This window comes from Craterilacuibacter sinensis, from assembly GCF_009831765.1.
GTDB classification, from domain to species: Bacteria; Pseudomonadota; Gammaproteobacteria; order Burkholderiales; family Chromobacteriaceae; genus Craterilacuibacter; species Craterilacuibacter sinensis.
Genome location: NZ_WSSB01000028.1, coordinates 1 through 2,858 on the forward strand (window position 1 = coordinate 1; position 2,858 = coordinate 2,858).

The 2,858-nt window shown below is 62.1% G+C and carries 3 protein-coding genes; all 3 read right to left on the bottom strand.

What is annotated here, in order from left to right; all coding sequences use genetic code 11:
• Window positions 1-38: 38 nt before the first annotated feature.
• Entirely contained in the window at window positions 39-1,409 is a 1,371-nt protein-coding gene (locus tag GQF02_RS15695) for an NAD(P)(+) transhydrogenase (Re/Si-specific) subunit beta (protein ID WP_160798394.1), read from the bottom strand.
• A 12-nt stretch (window positions 1,410-1,421) separates the two neighbouring features.
• A complete protein-coding gene (locus tag GQF02_RS15700; protein ID WP_124736805.1) occupies window positions 1,422-1,718 on the bottom strand; it encodes a proton-translocating transhydrogenase family protein in 297 nt (98 codons plus the stop codon).
• A 19-nt stretch (window positions 1,719-1,737) separates the two neighbouring features.
• A partial coding sequence (locus GQF02_RS15705) for a Re/Si-specific NAD(P)(+) transhydrogenase subunit alpha (RefSeq protein WP_268891030.1) occupies window positions 1,738-2,858 on the bottom strand: 1,121 nt, incomplete at its 5' end.

The window sequence follows — 2,858 nt, forward strand, 5'->3', positions numbered from 1 at the left end:
TGCGACGGGCTTTTGTTTACATCTGTTGCCGGACAGGCTTAGTGCTCCACGCCCTTGACCAGTTCCTCGACCACTTTCTTGGCGTCACCGAACACCATCATGGTCTTGTCCATGTAGAAGAGTTCGTTATCCAGACCCGCGTAGCCCACGCTCATCGAACGCTTGACCACGATCACGGTACGCGCCTTGTGTGCTTCCAGAATCGGCATGCCGTAGATCGGGCTGGCCTTGTCCTTCAGCGCGGCCGGGTTGACCACGTCATTGGCGCCGATCACCAGCACCACGTCGGTATTGGCGAAGTCGGAGTTGATCTCTTCCATCTCCTGCACCTGCTCGTACGGCACTTCGGCTTCCGCCAACAGCACGTTCATATGCCCCGGCATACGGCCCGCCACCGGGTGGATGGCGTAGCGCACATTGACGCCCTTCTCGGTCAGCAGGTTAGCGAATTCCTGCAGCGCATGCTGGGCGCGCGATACGGCCAGGCCATAGCCCGGCACGATGATCACGCTGTCGGCGTTGCTCATCAGGAAGGCAGCGTCTTCAGCCGAACCGGACTTGTAGTTCTTCGGGCCGGAAGCCGCGCCGCCGCCAGCGGCCGCTTCGGCACCAAAACCACCCAGCAGCACCGACACGATGGAGCGGTTCATCGCCTTGCACATGATGTAGGACAGGATGGCACCGGACGCGCCGACGCAGGCACCGGCGATGATCAGCACCGGGTTGTTCAGGGTGAAGCCGATACCGGCCGCCGCCCAGCCCGAGTACGAGTTGAGCATGGACACCACCACCGGCATGTCGGCACCGCCGATCGGGATGATCAGTGTCACACCCAGCACCAGCGCCACCGCCACCATGGCGAGGAAGGCGGCATGGCTGTCGGTGGTGAAGTACACCACGCCGAAGCCGACCATGGCGATGGCAAGCACCAGGTTCAACAGGTGCTGGCCGGAGAAGGTCACGGCCTTGGCACCGAAGCGGCCGGACAGTTTGCCGTAGGCAATGACCGAGGCGGTAAAGGTGATGGCACCGATAAAGGCGCCGATAAACAGCTCGACCTTCTGTACCGGGGTATGGGTTTCACCGGTGTGGTACACCGCAGCCACCGCGATCAGCACCGCAGACAGGCCCACCAGCGAGTGCATGGCGGCAACCAGCTCCGGCATGCCGGTCATTTCGACGGTCTTGGCCTTCCACGCGCCGATGGCACCACCGGCAATGATGGCGCCGCCGATCAGGCCCAGCACCGGCTTGTCCATGATCATGAAGGTGGTGAACACCGCGATCACCATGCCGATCATGCCGTACAGGTTGCCGCGCAAGGCGGACACCGGGCTGGACAGCCCCTTGAGTGCGAGGATGAACAGCACCGCCGCGACCAGATAAAGCAAAGCAGAAATATTTTCCATGTCGGTCGGTCCTTATTTTTTCTTCTTCTTGAACATGTCGAGCATGCGCTGGGTGACCATAAAGCCACCGAAGATATTGATGCTGGCGAGGAAGACGCCGATGGTGCCCAGTACCGAGGTAACGGTAATGGTTTCGCCACCGATGTCGACTACCTGCAGCAGGGCGCCGACGATGATGATGCCGGAGATGGCGTTGGTCACGGCCATCAGCGGGGTGTGCAGCGCCGGGGTGACGTTCCACACCACGTGGTAGCCGACAAATACGGCCAGCACGAAAATGGTAAAGCTGGTGATAAACGGATCAACCATGATTCGATTCCTTGAGGGTTTACTTGTTGCCGAAGCGCACTTCGCCTGCGTGCGTCACCAGCGTGGCGGCCAGCAGATCGTCTTCCATATCCAGCTTGAAGCCGTCCTTGGACAGCATCAGGCTGAGGAAGGTGAGCAGGTTCTTGGCGTACAGGCTGGACGCATCGGCCGCCAGCATGCCCGGCAGATTGGCAAGGCCCACCACGGTCACGCCGTTATCCAGCTTGATGACTTCACCGGCCTGGGTCAGCTCGCAGTTGCCGCCGGCTTCGGCCGCGATGTCGATAATCACCGAGCCCGGCTTCATGCCGGCCACCACCTCGGCCGAGATCAGGCGCGGCGCAGGACGGCCCGGAATCAGCGCGGTGGTGATGATGATGTCGGCCGCTTTGGCGTGCTTGGCCACCAGCTCGGCCTGACGCTGTTTGTAGTCGTCAGACATTTCCTTGGCGTAGACGCCGTCGTTGGCGGCTTTCTCTTCGTCGCTCATCGGCACTTCGATAAACTTGCCGCCCAGACTCTCCACCTGCTCCTTGGTCGAGGAGCGCACATCGGTCGCCTCGACCACCGCACCCAGACGCTTGGCGGTGGCGATCGCCTGCAGACCGGCCACACCCACGCCCATGATCAGCACGCGCGCCGGCTTCACCGTACCGGCCGCGGTCATCAGCATCGGCATAAAACGCGGGTAGAACTGGTTGGCCAGCAGCACCGCCTTATAGCCGGCGATATTGTTCTGGCTGGAGAGCACGTCCATGGACTGCGCACGCGTGGTGCGCGGCAGCAGTTCCATGGCAAAAGCCGATACCTTTTTGGCCGCCAGTGCCGGGAAGGTGGCGTTCTGATACGGCGCCAACTGGCCGATCAGTACCGCACCCTCTTTCAGTTCGCTAATGGCCTCTTCGGCCAGCGGGCGCACGGTCAGCACGATGTCGGCACTGGCCAGCGCTTCGGCGCGCGTAGGCGCAATGCTGGCACCCGCCTCGACAAAGCCTGCGTCCAGTACCGCGGAGGCAAAGCCGGCACCGCTTTGCACGACGACACTGTGGCCCATGGCGACAAACTTCTTCACCGTTTCCGGCGTGGCCGCGACACGGGTGTCGCCCGTCTCTGCCGGGATGGCAATCTGCATGGTCTTCC